General features: G+C 34.0%; 9 protein-coding genes, 1 tRNA gene and 1 pseudogene. 1 reads left to right on the top strand and 10 read right to left on the bottom strand.

Going from position 1 to position 17,049, the window contains the following annotated elements; translation table 11 throughout:
* Nucleotides 1-56: 56 nt before the first annotated feature.
* A tRNA-Val gene (locus ACKVOD_RS10495) sits at nucleotides 57-131 on the top strand.
* Nucleotides 132-210: 79 nt separating this feature from the next.
* On the opposite strand, the gene ACKVOD_RS10490 is transcribed toward ACKVOD_RS10495, so the two are convergent.
* The 10 genes and pseudogenes from ACKVOD_RS10490 to ACKVOD_RS10445 form a co-directional block, all read right to left on the bottom strand.
* Nucleotides 211-1,287 carry a family 16 glycosylhydrolase gene (locus ACKVOD_RS10490; RefSeq protein ID WP_409209418.1) on the bottom strand — a complete coding sequence of 359 codons (1,077 nt, stop codon included), beginning with the start codon at nucleotides 1,285-1,287 and terminating at the stop codon, nucleotides 211-213.
* A gap of 81 nt (nucleotides 1,288-1,368) precedes the next feature.
* Nucleotides 1,369-2,256 (bottom strand): glucan endo-1,3-beta-D-glucosidase, encoded by an 888-nt coding sequence (locus ACKVOD_RS10485; protein WP_409209417.1) that lies wholly within the window; start codon nucleotides 2,254-2,256, stop codon nucleotides 1,369-1,371.
* A gap of 12 nt (nucleotides 2,257-2,268) precedes the next feature.
* Entirely contained in the window at nucleotides 2,269-3,891 is a 1,623-nt protein-coding gene (locus ACKVOD_RS10480; RefSeq protein ID WP_409209416.1) for a hypothetical protein, read from the bottom strand.
* A gap of 12 nt (nucleotides 3,892-3,903) precedes the next feature.
* A complete protein-coding gene (locus tag ACKVOD_RS10475) occupies nucleotides 3,904-5,418 on the bottom strand; it encodes a RagB/SusD family nutrient uptake outer membrane protein (protein WP_409209415.1) in 1,515 nt (504 codons plus the stop codon).
* Nucleotides 5,419-5,429: 11 nt separating this feature from the next.
* The gene (locus ACKVOD_RS10470; RefSeq protein WP_409209414.1) at nucleotides 5,430-8,510 is read right to left on the bottom strand and encodes a SusC/RagA family TonB-linked outer membrane protein; all 3,081 of its coding nucleotides are present in this window, start codon (nucleotides 8,508-8,510) and stop codon (nucleotides 5,430-5,432) included.
* Between the two features lie 299 nt (nucleotides 8,511-8,809).
* The gene (locus tag ACKVOD_RS10465; RefSeq protein WP_409209413.1) at nucleotides 8,810-10,537 is read right to left on the bottom strand and encodes a family 16 glycosylhydrolase; all 1,728 of its coding nucleotides are present in this window, start codon (nucleotides 10,535-10,537) and stop codon (nucleotides 8,810-8,812) included.
* A gap of 64 nt (nucleotides 10,538-10,601) precedes the next feature.
* Nucleotides 10,602-10,709 (bottom strand): annotated as a pseudogene (locus ACKVOD_RS10460) (glycosyl hydrolase); the annotation flags it as partial.
* Between the two features lie 65 nt (nucleotides 10,710-10,774).
* A complete protein-coding gene (locus tag ACKVOD_RS10455) occupies nucleotides 10,775-12,205 on the bottom strand; it encodes an MFS transporter (RefSeq protein ID WP_409209412.1) in 1,431 nt (476 codons plus the stop codon).
* Nucleotides 12,206-12,258: 53 nt separating this feature from the next.
* Nucleotides 12,259-13,713, bottom strand: a complete 1,455-nt coding sequence (locus ACKVOD_RS10450) for a glycoside hydrolase family 30 protein (protein WP_409209445.1) — start codon at nucleotides 13,711-13,713, stop codon at nucleotides 12,259-12,261.
* A gap of 99 nt (nucleotides 13,714-13,812) precedes the next feature.
* Nucleotides 13,813-17,049 (bottom strand): hypothetical protein (locus tag ACKVOD_RS10445; protein WP_409209411.1); only part of this gene is annotated, 3,237 nt, incomplete at its 5' end.

Genomic DNA, 17,049 nt, shown 5'->3' with positions numbered 1-17,049 from the left:
TTCAAAAAGTACTGTATATTTGCACACGCAATAACGAAAGGAATTGTTACCCGAAAGGGCGATTAGCTCAGCTGGTTCAGAGCACCTCGTTTACACCGAGGGGGTCGGGGGTTCGAACCCCTCATCGCCCACAAAAAAAACTCCATTAGAAATAATGGAGTTTTTTGTTATGCTAATTTAACAAGACTTAAAAATTAAATTTTTTATAAATTAATTATACACTCTTACATAATCTATTTCAAAAGTAGAAGACACAAAATTAGCATCTATTGCACCACCAAAATTACCTCCTATGGCACAGTTAATAATTATAAAAAACTTTTGATTAAAAGGCAAACTAGATGTGTTTGAGACAGTTTTAAACAATATTCCGTCAATATAAAAATTAATCGAAGTGGCTCTCCAGTCTATAGAATAAATATGAAACTCAGTAGTAGCATTTGATATTATTTTAGTCGTAGAATCTGCATTTCCCCCTGATCGACCTGAATAATGAAGTGTTCCAAATATTTTATTAAGTTGATTCCCTACATGCTCCATAATATCAATTTCGCCACAAGCAGGCCAGCCTGCAGTTCCTATATTATCCCCCAACATCCAAAGAGCAGGCCAAGTTCCACCACCAGCAGGCAGTTTGGCTCTAAATTCTATTTTTCCATATTTTATAGAAAATTTTCCTTTAGACAAAAGTCTAGCCGAGGTGTAATTACTGCCCTGAAAATCTTCTTTATTTGTGATAATTTTTAAAAAACCATTTTCAACTTTAACATTATCTGATCGGTTGGTATAATTTTGTTTTTCCTCATTTCCCCAACCATTATTGGTTCCTATATCAAAACCCCATTTAGAAGAATTTGGAGCACCATTGGTGTTAAATTCATCAGACCATACTGGTACAGAAGTAACATTTATACTTATTGTAACAGATGTGCTAATAGCATTTGTTCCATTATAGGCCGTTACTTTAACTATATAGCTGTAAGTTCCTGCTGTTTTATAAGTATAATCTATTATTCCACTAGTAAAATCTTGAACGTTTCCATCACCAAACGAAATTTTATAAGACGTAGCATTTGTTGCATTAATATTGAATTTAACGATACCACTTCCATCACCATTTGGGATATCATTACTTATACCTGAAATTTCAGTTGTTACTGTAAGATTAGAAGGCATAGTTCCTGAATCATTGTTTGAACCTCCGTCTGAAGAGCTACAAGAAATTAATAGAATTAGTGCTATTAATAATGTAAGATGCTTTTTGTTTTTAAGAAAAGAATTTAGCATTTAGTAAATATTTAATTTATAATTTTATATAAAAAAATAGGAGCTAAATAATTTAGCTCCTATTTTTTTAAAGTCTATAATTTATTCAGCTGGCACTAGTACAAACCACCATTCAAATTCATTATTACCATCGGCAGTACTTAAAACTATTTCGTTAGCCTCTCTTTTAAATATTCTATACTGATGACTACCTCCTATATAATAACCTATAAAACCAAGACCTGAAAGGGTTATAGTTTCAACACCATTAGGAGCTGTTAAAATATACTGTCCAGAATAACTAGCATAAGGATATTGAAGAATATCGCCACCATCTCCTGTACCTCCAGGACCGTTTAATTCTTCAATTAATGTTTTACGACCAAAAACTGTACCATCAGCTCCTGTATCGTGTGAAAAACTACCATCCAATTTAAAAGTAAAACGGTCATCATACATACCTGTATTGGCTTTTACATTTGCAGGAGCTGGATAATATTGATTAACTATCAAACCACCAACTGGACCTAATCCAAAGTGGCCATTCGCCTCTGCTTTTATTCTCCAAGTTCTCGAACTATTGGCATTTAGGATCGTAACCAATTCTGTTGGTGGTTCATATACGACCAATACCTCAAACTCAACTGTTTCACTTGTGCTAATACCCCCTTTTCCAGTGGCAACTACAGTTATGATATATTTATTAACACCTGTATTTCCAAAATTATACGGCAAGTATCCTGATGTTTTTACTTTTTCTACACCATTATATGTAAATTTATATGAAACTGCATTATCTGCTTTAGCGGTAATATTTACTACCCCAGATCCATCTCCAAATGGATTACTAGCATCTTTACCTACAATCTCAGGTGTAATTGTCAAATTAGTTGGAGCTATAATGGCTCCAAACTCATAGTTTTCTTTTTCACAACTACTAAAAACAAGCACAAGTGAAAGAAAAGTGATTAAATATTTTAAATTTTTCATCTTTATATTTTATTAAAATTGTTTAATATCATCAAAATAATAGTTTGTACCAGTGCCATTTACACCGAAATCAGGAAAAATAATGATTCTATCATAGGAATTGGCTGAGCTAAAAGCAGGAAAACTTGTTAAGTCAAATGTTAGTACTTGCCAAGCATTAGCAACCGTGGTTACAGCTACTACTTCTACTACAACTGATGGGTTTCCATTTCCGTCTTTTGGAGATTTAGAATCTTCCATTTTGAATAATATATTTGCTCCCACTTTTGGAGACCAAACATTAATAGAAACTTTTGTGCCTTTAGTAAAATTAACCGAACTGCCTAAATTTAAACTAGCACCAGCCCAAACCTCAGCTCCAGATGCTTTGTCTATTTTAACCACTTTGTTAGATAAATTAGCTCCTGACTTGTCCGGATTAGCAATAACACTTGCTGTAGCACTACCAAAACCACCCCAAGTATAAGTTAATAGATTGGATTCAAAATCAATAGGCATTTGAATTGATTCTATTGGTCCTTTGTAGAAATAAAGATTATCTACAAAAACAGTTCCAGTAGCCCATGGCGCTCCTACAAACTTAAATTGTTTTAAATTGTTTATTGGTAAAACTTGACTTGTAAAAGCAGTCATTGGAATATCAAAACTATTCCACTGATTGCCAACCAAAGTTTTAGTTACAAATCTTTCGTTTGCTGGTATAATACCATCTGGAAGTGGATAGATATCGATTGACATGTTTGTAGCAGACCAAACGTCAATATGAAGAAATTCCATAGAAGAGGCGTCAATAGCTGAACCAATATTAATTCCTTGATAACTTAACTTTATATAATTTAACATTTTATCACCATTCAAGTCAAATTCCGACCAACTGCTGCCTTGCCCACCTTGTCCCCAATCTGGAAAGTAGTTACTGTCTGCCACATTGCTGTATTTTGAACCATAAATTGAAATCACATTAAAAGCTTGTCTTAATGGCGGCGTTGGAGCAGAAATTGTTGGCTGAAAAATTTCAGTCACAACAAAACTAGTTGAGTAATCCGTAGTTTTAATTGCTGCACTTTTCGATACTATTTTTATCGTATAACTACCAGCAGCAGCATAGATATAGGAAGCTGTTTCGCCAATATTAGCAGACACAGGTGCCGTTTTACCGGGTTCTCCAAAATAAACGTCAAACATCGTAGCAAAATCGGCTGTTGCCTTAACATTTACTTTTTTCGAAACCACCAAATCATTAGTAATTGTAACTACTAAATTTTCAGGGGATTTTAAGGAAACTATTAGACTTTGAGTAACCTCTTTTTTTAATCCCGTAATACCTGTAGCTATTATTCTTACAGAATAAGTCCCTTCTGGATAAATGTGAGAAGTACTCTTACCTTGGGCTACATTTACAGGTGTAGCGGTAGTGTCACCATAATATATATCATATGATTCGGCACCTTCACCATTAGGGGTAATGGTCACTAACCCCGAATTGTCCTGAGTAATATTATAAAAAGCAACCACATTACTAGGTGCCGTAACAGAATCTAAAAATGAGGTATCATCATCGATACCCTCTACCGTACATCCTATAGCAAGAGCTATTAAGAATACGAAACCAAAAATAAATTTTATATTTTTCATAACTATACTTTTTTAATAAATAGGGTTTTGTTTCCAGTTTCTGCCTGAGAATTGAATTTCTTCAAGAGGAATAGGAAATAATTCATTTTTTCCAGCAACAAATCCAGGAATTTCCTGAGCTGCTTTGCCAGTTCTTACTAAATCAAAGAAACGATGCCCTTCTCCTGCTAGTTCAACTCTTCTTTCATCCCAAATTGCTTGTTCTGAAACAACAACACGATGTAAAGCATCACCAAAAGCTCGATCACGAACTAGATTTAAATAATCTTGAGCTTTGCCAACATTTTTTAGTTCTTTTCTAAAATTTGCCTCAGCGGCCATTAAAAGGACATCAGCGTAGCGAATAGCTCTATAATTATTTGGACTGGTTAATTTAACATCACCTGCTGCTTCTGGCTTTCTCGTTCTTGGTATGTATTTTTTATTAAAAAAACCAGTGTCTTCATGTTGTTTGGTGTAACTAGACCCAGGATGCGCAGGAAGCCAAGTTGCCATATCTAAAATAGTAGCTTCTTTTCTGGTATCACCAGCTATAAAAGCACCTACAATTTTTGGTGTTGGAAGGTTAAAATTGTTTCCATCGGCATAGGTAGGTCCTACATAACCAAAAGGGCCTGCAAATCCGGCTGCCACATTACCTTCAACATATTGTAATTGTCCGTAATTACCCCCTTCTACTTCTGTATACTGTATTTCAAAAACAGATTCTGGACCATTTTCTCCAGCTTCCTCAAAAATGCTTCCAAAGGGAGATAATCCATCTGTGATTTGTTGCGGAGTCAAATCTGACGTTTGTATTAGACGATAATTACCTGTATTAATTAAAGTTTCAAAAGTACTAGCAGCTTCAGTGTATTTTTTATCATACAAATACACTTTTCCTAGTAATGCTAATGCTGCACCACTAGTTGCTCTTCCTTTTTGTGCAGGGGCCACACTCAAATTTTCAGAAGCAAATATTAAATCCGCTTCAATTGAGGCATACACTTCATCAACCGAAGAACGTGGTATGGATTTTTCGTCGCCAGGAGAAAATCGTTTATCACCATTCATTGGAATACCACCAAACCATTTTACCAATTCAAAATGATAATAGGCTCTAAGGAAACGGGCCTGAGCAATCAGTTGATTCTTACCCTCAAAATCAATTTTATCTTTGAATTCTAGGATGTAATTAGCTCTTTGCACCCCAGCAAACATCCAATCCCACAATTGTTTTATTTGAGCATTTACAGGCGTGTGAATCATATCATCAACGGATTGATATCCTGGCACGTCATTAGGCCCATTTCCGCCCGCAAAGGTATTATCAGAAGCTATTTCGCCCATCAAAACATTGATAAAGGAGGAATGTAACATATCATAAGCCCCAATTAAAGCTTGATCATAATCGGATTTTGAATTAAAATAATTCTCCGAGTCAATGGAGTATTTAACAGGACGTTCAACAAAATCATCGTTACAAGAAACAACTGACGTTGCAAAGATTGCTAAAGTTGCTATTGTTATATAAATGTACTTTTTCATATTTCTTATTTTTAGAAATTAATATTTAAACCTAATAGATAGGTTCTAGGTATAGGGTAAAAACCATCATCAATTCCCGCTCCTATAGCTGATCTAGAAACATTATCTGCATTAAGAGGCCCATTAGAAGCGCCTGGGTCATACCCTTTGTACTTTGTGAAAGTGTATAAATTATTTACCCCTGCATACAATCTTAGTTTAGATATACCTGATTTTTCAATAAAACTAGAATTTATAGAATAGCCTAGTTGGGCACTTTGTATTCTGAAATAAGAAGCATCTTCGACAAAATAGTCTGAAAATACTCTATTAGTGTTTGCTCCAGTACTCACTTTAGGAACTGTAGTACTTGATCCTTCGCCAGTCCATCTGTCCAATACATAAGTTAATCGATTAGCGTCATCAGAGATACTTTCATAATTACGCACCATATTATTCCCAACAGAAGCAAAAGAATAAAGAGAAAAATCAAACCCTTTATAATTAAGTTGTACATTGAAACCCATAGTAGCTTCTGGGACAGGATCACCAATATCAGTTCTATCATCAAAGCTTATTTTGCCATCTCCATTGACATCAACATATCTTAGGTCTCCAGGAGCTGCATTCGCTCCTACCTCTAATTGTGAAGGATGAGCATCTACTTCCGCTTGATTTTGAAAAATTCCATCCGTTTTCAACCCATAAAAATAGCCTATTGAATGACCCACTTGCATTCTTGAAGGTTGTAGCTGACCAATTCCAAAAACACCCCCAGAAAGAAAATCGGCTCCAATTATTTCAGTAACATTATTTTTTAGTAGCGTCACATTATATCCTAAACTCATACTGAAGTTTTCTGAAAACTTATTTTTATAGTTTATAGCAAACTCAAAACCTTCGTTTTTTACCGTACCCGCATTAATTGTCGGATTAGATGACCCCGGCGCTGCTCCTCCAAGAATTCCAGATACTGGAATCAACGGAATTAACAAATCTTCTCTTGTATCTATAAAATAATCAGCTACGATATTTATTTTATTGTCTAATAAATTGACATCTAACCCAATATCAAGTTTTTTGGCTTGTTCCCATTTTAGTTTTTCATTAGGAATCTGCCCTGTCGCCACTCCATTGACTAAAGTGTTGTCAAAAACATAGGTAGATTCACCCGACAACTGCGAAATATAACCATTATTTGGTATTCTGTCATTACCAACAATTCCGTAGCTTCCTCTTAGTTTCATGAAATTGATGATCTTAGACTCTCCAAAGAAACCTTCATCAGAAATTAACCAACCTGCAGTAACCGAGGGGAAATATCCAACTTTATTTCCAGGACCGAATTTGGTAGATGCATCACGACGATACATTCCTGACAAAAGGTATTTGCCCTTATAGTCATATTGAACTCTCGTGAAGTATGATAATCTTCTTTCGTCGTACACGTATGAACCCGATGGATTTACACCTACTGGTGGCGCTCCTCTTGCTATAGCTATATCAGCAAAATCCCATGAATTATTAGGAACATCATAACCTGTACCAAACAAGCCATTACCGTATTCTTTGTAAATGGTATTTCCTACCATTGCAACAACCTTGTGATCCTGAGCAATAGTTTTAGTATATGTTGCAAAAAGGTCAAAAGAATAATTATTATCATTCACCGCATTTTGAGAAACAGAACTTCTAGGGGTATTAAACACCTTTCCACTGCCATAATCAACAATCTTCGCAAAAGTTTTACCTTCACTGTTCGCCGATTTAAAACCTAGATTGCTAGAAATTACAAAATCTTTAAATAGTTTATAATCTAGACCAAAATTACCGCTGATTTGTTTAAAATTAAAATTGTTATACGTATTGTCAATTTGCGCTAGTGGATTAATCATTTCGTTTCCTAAATTACCTCCTGGAAATATAGCGTAATTGCCATTGGTATCATACGGTTTAATTGTTGATGGCGCATTTACAGCATTTAAAAGTACCGATGCATTTCCATTTTCCAATAAGGTTCTTCTATTAAAATAGGTATAAATAACATTTGATTTTAATTTTAATTTTTCTGATACGTCAGCATTCAAGGAAACTCTTGCTGTATTTCTTAAAAAACCAGATTTAGCTCCACCAATAATTCCTTCTTGGTCTAAATGTGAACCACTTACCGAATAAGTAATTTTATCCGATCCTCCAGAAAAGGTTAAATCGTGGCTAATAATTGGGACACCTTTATTAAAAACCTCATTTTGCCAATCGGTTCCTTTGCCAAGATTTGAATTTAATATAGGATACGGTACAGTTTTACCGCCATTAGCATAACTTTCATTTAGCAAAGCTGCATATTGAGTAGCATTTAAAGTAGATAAGGTTTTGGCCGTTTCTTGAAATCCAGTGTAAGTATTAAATGAAAGCTTCCCTTTACTATTTTTTTTACCAGTTCTTGTGGTCACTAAAATAACTCCATTGGCAGCAGCTGAACCATAAATAGCAGCTTGGGCATCTTTAAGTACTGTAATGCTTTCTACATCATTAGGATTTAACAGCCCTAATTCTCCGATGTATCCATCAATAATAACAAGTGGCGAAGCGTCTCCATTAGTAGCGATACCACGGATACGTATATCTAATCCAGCACCAGGCGAACCCGAAGATGTAGTTACATTAACCCCAGAAACTGTTCCTTGTAATGCTTGTTCTATTCTAACTGGTTTTAGGATGTCTAAAGTCCTACTATCCACTACTGAAACCGCTCCTGTAACTTCACGCTTTTTCTGAGAACCGTACCCTATGACAACAACTTCTTTCAGATCTTGTTGATCAGGTTTTAAGTTAACATCAATAAGAGTTCTTCCTTTTACTGGTTCCTCAAGTTTAGTGTACCCAATGTAGGTGAAAATTAAAATTGCATCCGAACTTGTTGCAATTTGATAGTTCCCATCGAGGTCCGATGATGTTGATTTCGGCGTTCCTTTAATTTGAATGTTCGCCCCAGGAATAGGCATCCCTTTATCGTCTCTTATTTTACCCTTTACGGATGTATTTTGAGCTTGTCCACTAAAGGAATAAAGAAGAGCAAAAAAACAAAAAATAAGTAATTTTTTTAATTTCATTTTTCTAGATTTTGGTTAGTTAATATATAAATTTAACACCACTAAATTATAAATAAAAATAAAAATAACCAAAAAAAAAATAGCTATACAAAAACACATCAAACAAAAACCTAATAAACTCTTTATCATATATTTAAAAAAATAAATTATATTAAAGTTTGTAAATATTTAATATAATTAACTATTCTAATAAAATACCAAAAAAAGAAAATCAGTAAAAAAATTCACTAGGAGGGTTTAAAAACAAAAAAAAGCCAAAATAGGCTTTTTTTTGTTTTTAATTCGCTGATAGAAATTCTCTATTTCTTTATTATTTTTGATTCTTGAATTCCTTGTGAATTTTTTATCTTCAAAAAATACATTCCGGATTTATAATCACTCATGTCAATACTATAAGAGCCTTTCACATCTTTTTCGAAAAGAGTCCTGCCTAAAATATCGGTTACCCTAATTTGGTTTTGATCATCATTTAATATTAAATTCAACTTGTTTTCAACAGGATTAGGATAGTATGTTTGAGGAAAGTCAGAAATAGTTTCTATTCCTAAATTACAACTGCTACCCACTACATAAGAAATATATTTTGTTACAGATGACCCACCGGAATAAGCAAATTTACAAGCATAACTTATAGTTGAACCATACAAAAATCCATCTATAGTTTTGGTGAAAACCTTTCCTGATACTGGAGATCCCATACTCGTTTCTGAAAAAGGAGATTGTGTAAATAAATAAGCATTACTGACTCCTGACTTATCGGTATCCAACATTTCGAAAGTAAATTTAACACTTGTTCCTAAAGTTTCGAAAGCATATTTGTAACCCAATGAGAATGAACCTTGAGAAGCTTGGGTATCGGAACCTGCACAATCTAAAATTACTGTAGTTCTTGCCTTTAGCACAATTGGATTATTTACAAAAGTATTCCCTGATGCATCCGATGCCGAAACAGAAAATGTATAATCAGTATTGGGTGACAAACCTGAGATAACAAATGAATTTTGAACTCCAGAAGGACTAAAAGTAGAAGTTGCACCATTGGCTCCATACGTTACATTATAAGTCACATTTCCTGAATCATCATATGCATTCAGTAAAAGTGCTACGGTAGAACCTGTAATTTGACCAACTAAGGCGGTAAAATTTGTAGGTTTTTGAGTGTCAGTAGTAGTGTTTTGATACACCCTTACATAGTCAATTACCATCGTTGCTTGTGTGAAATTGGATGGTATTGTTCCTGCAACACCACCCATAGCAATATTTAACAAGATATATTGTTCTTTATCAAATGGCCAAGTACTAGCGTTTTTGTTTGATGGATTATAGGTATAAAAAACTACTCCATCCAAAAGAAATGAAATTTGGTTTGGAGACCAATTCATAGAATATATATGATAATTTTCGGCAATATTATCTCCTACAACCACACCTCCAATGTCACTAGTATTACCTGATGAGGATGGTGTGTGCATAGCACTTTGAATATAATTATCGGGTTTAGAACGCGTAATTCCGTGTTCTAATATGTCAATTTCACCACAAGCAGGCCAACTAGTATTTCCGAACTGAGAATCAAAAAAACCACCATCTTCATTTACATTTTTACCTAGCATCCATAATGCAGGCCAAGTACCAGCGTCTTTTGGAATTTTGGCACGAATATCGACACGTCCATATTTAAAGGCATATTTTGAATTTAATCGGGCGGAAGTGTATTGTTTAGTAACTCCTTGGTCAAAAAAAGGTTCTTTTTTTGCAACTATGTTTAGGTTTCCAGAATTTACAAACGAGTTTGCCAATTGATTGGTATAATGTTGCTCTTCGCCATTTGCCCAACTAGTACCAGCAATTAATTGCGTTTGATGATGCCAATTGAAAGCATTAATAGCTCCATTTATATTAAATTCATCTGACCACACTAAATCTTTGTAAACCACATCGACTTGAGCAAAACACAATTGACTAATTAAAAACAATGTGAATAAGATTTGAATTGGGGTATTTATTTTCATTAAGTTTTTTTTCATTTTTTTATTTGGCGCATTCTATTTATTAAAATGTCCTTTTATATTAGTTGTTTATACTCTAAAATTAGAATTTCAATTTTTCGTTTTTATCCCAAAGACCCCAATAAGCTCCTACTTCTCCTTCTGGACCTACTTTCCAAGATTCGTCAAATGAATAAAAATAGAAAATTTCGACATTGTTCTGTTTTGCCCAATTGACAGAAAGTAACTTGCCTAGAAAGGTATGCCGAAGAATTATTATTTCAATATTGATTTTCTGTCGTCTAATTCTTTTTTTATTGCTCTAGCTTTTTCTTCTGTTAAGTCATAATTCCACATCACCCACATGGCAATCGAAGTTCCAATAATAGGAACACCAGAAAAGAAAAGTCTTAAGCCTGTCACTGCACCTTCTACTTGTGTTGAAGAACCCGGTTCAAAAGCCACTGCCGACATGATTACTCCTGTTAATAGTCCTGCAATAGCAAATCCAAACTTAACCATCCACCAATAAATGGCTCCAAAAACCCCTTCTCTTCTTTTGCCTGATTCTAACTCGTCCATGTCACAAACATCGGCTGTCATTGACATCATCAAAGTGAATAAACTTCCTATTCCAAAAGAAAAGAAAGGTAAAGCAAACAAGAACATATATGGTTTTCCGGGAATGAAAAGAAACCATAACAATATATATCCTAAAATAGATATGCCTTGACAAATCAAAAAAGCTTTCTTTTTTTCCATTTTTTTGGCAATCCAAGCCACAATAGGAATAACAATAAAAGTGGTTGCTAAAGCGCCTCCACATCCAAAAAGTGTTGGCCAAATCCCTGCTGCTCCCGTATCTCCGTTAAATAAATAATACACTACGATAAAGAAGGTAAAACCTGCAACGGTATTAAAGGCATTAAAAATAAAGAAAGTAGCAATACAGAGTTTTCTAAAAGGGGTATTGCCAAATGCCTCTTTAAAACTAATTAAAATTTCTTTTAAACTTCCTCCAATATTTCTAAAAGTTAAGGGTTCTAAACTATCATCGAATTGGGTTGATTTACTTTTAATAAATATTGCTGGAACCATAGCTAATATCATAAATATGATTCCGACCCAAATGGATAATGTTCTTGTAGCTGTGTCTGCATTTGGAAACCAAGAAGGATCGTACATCACTACCCAAAACCATGGAGCAATAACCCAAGCCCACTGACCAATCCATTGAGAGATTGCCATAATACTTGTTCTTTCATGAAAATCATCGCTCATTTCATACCCCATTGCTACATAAGGAACACTGAAAATTGAAAGACCAATATGGAAAATAAGTGACCATGTTAGGAAAAAAACAAAATTATAATTTACACTATTTTCTCTATGCAATTGCCACATAATTATAAATGCGATCCCCATAATTATGGAACCAATAAAAACATACTGTCTTCTTCTGCCCCAAACCGATTTTGTGTTGTCTGATATAAATCCCATGATAGGATCAAAAAAAGCATCAACAATTCTTGGCACAAAAAACAAAACACCCCACATCCAAGAGGGCATTCCTAAATTTTCTACTAAAACTACCATGAAAATACCAAGAGCAGCTGGAAACATTTGATTGGCTAACATTCCTAATCCAAAGGCGATTTTTTGCCCCATCGGGACTTTTGCACTTGAGTTTGAATTTTGATTTGACATATTGTTTAGGTTATTTTATGGTTAGTATTTATTAATAGAAATTATATTGTTTACTATGGATTGATTACCACAGTTTGCAATGCATTTGCACTGATTTCAATATTTTTTGTTTTCTTTTTTAATTGTATAGCAATGTTTTCTTTTTTATCTGTTGGATTAAAAATTACTACCGCTATTGTTCCGTCAGGATTTTTGACAGCAGTTGTAACTAGATCTTTATTGTTAATTGTGCATCCAATTTTTACAGCTCCCGGTCGCATAAATTTACTGAAATGAGCCATCGTGTAATATAATGGCGTGAAATAAACTTCATCATTTTCTACATCGACAATAACGGGTGCTACACACCAGTTTTTGAACCAGTTTGGTCCTCCTTGACGATCTAAAACCATATTCCAATCTATCCATCCATCAACCCAATTGTTTAAACAACCGATGATATCATTGGCATAACGATTGACTGGTGCATATTTAGGATGTAAATATTTTTCTTTTTCGCTTGCCCAATCCCAACCCCAATCAGTAGCTTCTTTTTTCCAATACCAAGCATCGTCGTTCCAATGCGGAATTTCTGAATCAATACAACCTTCGGTTTCAATCAGGTATTTATTTGGGGCTTTTTGGTGTGCATATTGCAAATCTTTTGGAAAAACGGCATAGGTACTTTCATACCAGTGAATTGCCATTCCATCAAAATATTTTTTGGATGCTTCATCTCGATACATTTCATCGGCCCATTCTTTAATTCCAGCTCTATTTTGGTCGTAACCCAATATCTTAACTGCTCCCCAACCGTCATTTTCTAATTTTGGTCCCAAATGATTTTGAACAAAATCAGTCATTTCTTTTGGCGAAAACAAGGTGCTTTCCCAATTATTTCCGTTTCCGTGTGGCTCGTTAATAACTGTAATTCCCCAAATATTGATTCCTTCTTTTTTATAAGCATCAAAATATTTCGAAAAATAAAGTGCAAAAGCATCGTTAAATTCAGGTAATAATTTTCCACCTACATATTTTTTATTGTCTTTCATCCAAGGTGGACAAGTCCAAGGCGAAGCAATAATATTAAATCCCTCTTTTGAAATGGCTTTCGCCTTTAGAATCATCGGGATTAAATCGGCTTTATCATCTTCAATAGTAAAATGCTCCATTTTCAAATCGTTCTCTACTTTCGCATAGGTATAATTGCTTAATGAAAAATCACAAGAGGCAATATGAGTTCGAGTCAGAGAATAATTAGCACCCTCTTCACTAAAATAAGCATTCATTACTTTTTTTCGATTCGCCTCACCTAAATTATTCACCAAATGCGCCGATGCTTCCGTAAAAGAACCTCCGAAACCCGTTATCGTTTGGAATTTATCGTCAGGATTTAAAGTAATCACAACTGGTGTTTCACTTTTTGAAAATTCAGATATTTTTGTTAATGAGTTTCCTTGTTCCGAAGTTTCATAAACCGTTGCTTTCAGCTCTTGAGAAACTTTACAACTATTCAATGTGAATGCCATACTAAAAATTATCCCAAAAAAAACATTCTTTTCCATTTCTAATTTTTTCATCTTTGAATGAGGGATTGAAACATCCAACTACACGGTTTATTCATTTACTCAAATATTAATACTTACTGTTATTTGAATTATTTCTCCCGTTCGTTGAAATATTTTTTGACTGACTTCATGACTCAAAGTACTTGATGAAATAATTTGAGAACTTTCGTTTTTATACTTCAATTCTATTTGAGTTGTATTAGCCATTTTATAAACAATTGGCACTTGACATATAGTAAATGCTAAACTCCCTTTTTCTAATTTTAACGAAAATGGTTTATTATCAAAATCGATAAAATTCACTATTTCCTCTTCTTGCAAAAATTGATTTTTATTTAATAGTTTTGGTTGAAAATTAAGCTCTCCCTGTTTTACTTTTACCCCTAATTCTCCTTTTCTGGTAAGCACGTCTTCTTTAACCTGTCCTGTCATACCGGGCTGTTGCGCACCTCTATGCATTGGGGTGTGTGAGTACGGGTCTGTTGTAAATGCGCCATAAACCTCTGGCGTTTTATGAACACCAATTCCTTTTCCTATTTCATGATAATGAACGGATAAAGCTTCAATAACAGCAGCATCTTCATTGTCATTATGTGCATTTTCGATTACTTCTAGTACAGCCAAATGCAATTTAGAAACCATGTGCCAATAAATAGAGCCTAATCCTTCAAAAGCAAAGAAAGTTCCTGATCGACCTGTAAAGGCTTTATGATTAAAAACATCTTCGAAAATTTGAAGAATAGCATCGGATTCTTTGACCACTAAATCATGGTATTCATTTTGGTTTTTGAGTAAATCTAAGGCTTCGTTAAGGTAGTTTGCATTGTGAAAATTTCCATTAAAATGATAGTTCCCTTTAACGTCTTTATTAACAATAGCATTATTGTTATTTGCTAACAATTGAGTTAACAATTGCGATTCTTCAATACTTGCCTTAGGAATACTATTTTTCTCTAAGAACTTAGGTAAATTCTTGTTTGGATACAAAATATAACTGTTTTGATCCGGGCGATACAAAGCACTATTTCGTAAAGATTCAATAATTTCTAATGATTGAGAAGCATTGAGATAACCCGCACTTAAAACTGCTACTTGCCCTTCGAGCATTTCACTCAAATTCGAAACAATAACGGCATTGTTTTCTATAGACATCAAATTATAGGCATGATACAATTTGTCTGGTCTTTGATTGGCATTTATTGTATGTTCTATAAATGCTAAGGATACTTTTGTAAACGTCTTTAAACCCGCCATAGAATGGGTTCTTTTCTTGCCCCAAAATCCACTGTTATAGACTTGGAAACGATATTCTGAAGCTGCTTTCCCTAATCGATCTACAATTTTCCTGCGTGATTTATCATCGATTTTTCCAGAAAGCAAATGTTGATTTTCAACCAAGCATTCTCTTACTTCATGATAGAATTCGACCATTTCATTAGAAATTTTAATAGTTTCTAATTCAGACGCTTCCAATAATTTTTCAAAAGTTTTTAAAAATCGACGCAAATAACAAAGTGTTACCATCGAAACTCCATTTCCAACCAAGGCGTTGTTAGCATCATTCCATTCTGGTCGTTGCGTGTTCATCCAAATTCCGCCTTCTGGGATGAAATTTGACATTTTCGCCAATACGGTTGCCAAAATTTTCTCGATAAAATTTACATGATAAATATCATCGTTATTGTTTCGTAACAAAGCTCCATCAGCACCTATTTTTTCTCTTCGTTCAATGATTTTATGCTCCCAATTATGACTGTATTCAATAGTGTCTTTTGGATTTTTTAAAATATCATCATACGGTTTTATGGTATAAGGAACGGCTGCATACACAAAACACTCTTTTTCAAAATAAGAATTCAGTTTTCCTGGATAATATTTTTCTATAAATTCTAAAAACTTCAACAAATAAATAATTTGGTGATCGCCCCAATAGCCAATATAGGACCAAGGATTATCTGGTTCTATGGCTTCCCAATCAAATCCTGATTTAGTTACTCTATATGGGTTGTATCCGTCAAATGTTGATGCATTTAAAAACTTATGAATCATGCCCTCTATAAAATTCGGATAAGCATGTGCTAATGCTTCCCAATTCTGGAAAATGTCTCTCCAGTTTCCTTCGTAATCCAATATTTTAGAACCGTCTATTTCACTTCGCGTATTGATCGAAAATTTATTCCACGGGCGACTTGGATCTCCGTGTCTTCGGCTAAATTTCAAAGGTAAATATTCTGTACAAAGTCTTTCTAAGTCTTCATCATCTTGATTTTTAATTAAATCAAGTAATTCTAAATAAGAAAAGCTGTCATTTAATTTTTGAATAAAAGATTGATACTTTTCAAAAATTTCACTGTTTGCTTTTTCTAAATATTGGGTAAAATCTTTTTTTCCTATTTGATAATTTTCATCAAAAATACCACCTCTCATGATGTTGAAAAGCACATTTGAAAAGTGTCGGGTATCAATTAATTTATCAGCGGTAAATTGCAAACCATCGGCAGATGCATTTAGAGCAATAAGATTTTGCTTTCCTAATTCAATATCTTGAACAATTTGCATCTCGAGAGTTTTATCATAAACTATCGAATTACAAAGCTGAACAACCTGAGACTGATCTAGATTGACATTGGCAATAATTTTCCACTCTTTTGAAGCATTATGAGGTAAGAACAATTCGTTAGTAATAAAATAAGCCCCTTTTTCTCCTTTGATATCGGTTTCACCTGTTACTTTTTGAAATTTTCTAAAAGCAGGAAGTTGTTTAGACGATAGCAAATAAGTTGGGTTTTTCATTCCTATAGACCATACCACATTAGCTTTTAAGGCCTCACTTGGCTCTGCCTTATCAACAATAATCGCACTAAGCGCATAAATTCCTAAACCACTTTCTGCATGCAATTCGTTTCGCTTATAGGCGTCTACTAGATTGCTGGTACTGGATTGCAAATCACTACTCACACCCTGTGGCATAATATTTTGTATCCCATCTAGTACAGTAATGTTGTAGTCTTTATTAGAATGGTTTATAATCTCCGATTTTTTTAAAAATCCAAAAATATTGGTTGAACTCCATTGGTATCTATAAGTAAGTTGTAAATCATTATGAATTTCTTCGAAAATAATTTTATTTCCATAGAAATTTTTATACAAATTTCTAGTCAAACTGTATTTGTCATTAAATCGTTCGGAGAAGGGCTCCCAAATCAATTCTTTGCCTTCAAAACGAATTTGAAAAATAGTTTTACTACCTGTTACATCAGCAAATTCGGTGATTTTATCATCGGTATAATAGGGAAA

The organism is Flavobacterium sp., assembly GCF_046155325.1.
Lineage (GTDB): Bacteria > Bacteroidota > Bacteroidia > Flavobacteriales > Flavobacteriaceae > Flavobacterium.
This window is presented reverse-complemented; position numbering and strand designations above follow the sequence as displayed.

Excerpts from the sequence above, each read along its gene's own strand:
- ACKVOD_RS10470 (WP_409209414.1), bottom strand. The coding sequence starts at position 8,510 with ATGAAATTAAAAAAATTACTTATTTTTTGTTTTTTTGCTCTTCTTTAT.
- ACKVOD_RS10465 (WP_409209413.1), bottom strand. The coding sequence starts at position 10,537 with ATGAAAAAAAACTTAATGAAAATAAATACCCCAATTCAAATCTTATTC.
- ACKVOD_RS10475 (WP_409209415.1), bottom strand. The coding sequence starts at position 5,418 with ATGAAAAAGTACATTTATATAACAATAGCAACTTTAGCAATCTTTGCA.
- ACKVOD_RS10450 (WP_409209445.1), bottom strand. The coding sequence starts at position 13,713 with ATGGCATTCACATTGAATAGTTGTAAAGTTTCTCAAGAGCTGAAAGCA.
- ACKVOD_RS10455 (WP_409209412.1), bottom strand. The coding sequence starts at position 12,205 with ATGTCAAATCAAAATTCAAACTCAAGTGCAAAAGTCCCGATGGGGCAA.
- ACKVOD_RS10485 (WP_409209417.1), bottom strand. The coding sequence starts at position 2,256 with ATGAAAAATTTAAAATATTTAATCACTTTTCTTTCACTTGTGCTTGTT.
- ACKVOD_RS10480 (WP_409209416.1), bottom strand. The coding sequence starts at position 3,891 with ATGAAAAATATAAAATTTATTTTTGGTTTCGTATTCTTAATAGCTCTT.
- ACKVOD_RS10490 (WP_409209418.1), bottom strand. The coding sequence starts at position 1,287 with ATGCTAAATTCTTTTCTTAAAAACAAAAAGCATCTTACATTATTAATA.